General features: G+C 69.5%; 1 protein-coding gene. It reads left to right on the top strand.

Going from position 1 to position 1236, the window contains the following annotated elements; all coding sequences use genetic code 11:
- The first annotated feature begins 121 nt into the window (after window positions 1–121).
- Window positions 122–457, top strand: a complete 336-nt coding sequence (locus FNQ90_RS27790; protein WP_228471555.1) for a hypothetical protein — start codon at window positions 122–124, stop codon at window positions 455–457.
- Window positions 458–1236 lie beyond the last annotated feature (779 nt).

Genomic DNA, 1236 nt, shown 5'->3' with positions numbered 1-1236 from the left:
CCCGGGGCCCGGACCGGCCCACGGCCCGCCCCGCGAGGTTTTTCCCATCCCGGCCCGGCAGGTGTGAGCGGATGGAAGCGCCGCCCCCGCTCCCCGGGACCGGCACGAAAGGAGTCCACCTGTGAACACGACGCGACGGCCCCAGCCGGACGCCGGTCACCCGGCCCTGCTGTGGCTCCTGGTCACCGCCACCGCCCTCCTGACCGCCCACAGCCAGCAGTGGACCAACGCCCTCACCACCGCCACAGCCGTCTACGGCATCGCTGGCCGCACAGCGGCAATCCGGCAACACGTTCTGGAACTGCCCGCGCCGGTCATCGCTGAGGCGCTCGGCTATCACCGGGTCACCACAGCCAAGCTCGCGTCCGAGGCCGGAGGCACCTGGAGCCGATACGCCGCCGGAGACCACCTACGGTCACCATCCGGCCGGGCACCACAGAGAACTGACGACAGTTGAACAAGCAAGCTCACCAGTACCAAGGCCGTTGTCGGTGCCGACGCCGGGGCCGCCAGGTCGCGTCTTCCTCCCCCCTCACGGACATGGTGCGGTGGGACGGGTCACTGCCGGGCCGCCACGCCCACTTGGTCCCGAATGCTCGGGGAAGGACTTCTTGCGGAGAAGGGGCAACAATGCCTCTTCGGTTCCCTTCTCTCGCCGTGATGCGCCGTTGCCGAGCACGATGTGCCGGAGGAACGCTTCGGCGGGCCTGCTCCGGGAGGTTCCTTCTGGCTTCATCGGGCCCGGGGAACACCGACGCCTGGACAGCCGTGCCGCCACAGGCTCCGGGGGCCGGTTCCCACCTCGTCAGATCGGGCGATGCCCGGTCGGCGTCTTGCTGCAGGTTCGTTGCCCGACGGCCACCGGCACCAGCCTTTCCCTATCCTCCCCGAGCCGCCCCCTTGATACCGGAAGAAGAGATGGTGCCGAACTTGCTCGTTGAGGGGCTGTATCCCGTCACTGACCGCGTACCGGAGCCCTGCCGGGGAACCGTCCGACCCGGACACCAGCCGGTGAACAGGGACACGGCGCTGCAGCGAACCGGGCCCGGCCCACCCCTGTCGGTTGCTCCTCCACCAGGACTTCCTCAAGCCACCCGATGACCTGTACCCCCGCCCGGAAAGCAGATACGAACTCGAGCTGTCGCGGCTGGCGAACCCCGGTCCCTTGTCGGCTGCAGTTGTTGCGGAAGGGCGAGATGTGGCCACCAGGCCAGGGAGGGCCCCTCGGGCCCGAGC

Origin of the sequence: Streptomyces alkaliphilus, from assembly GCF_014141535.1 — a bacterium.
GTDB lineage: Bacteria > Actinomycetota > Actinomycetes > Streptomycetales > Streptomycetaceae > Streptomyces > Streptomyces alkaliphilus.
This window is presented reverse-complemented; position numbering and strand designations above follow the sequence as displayed.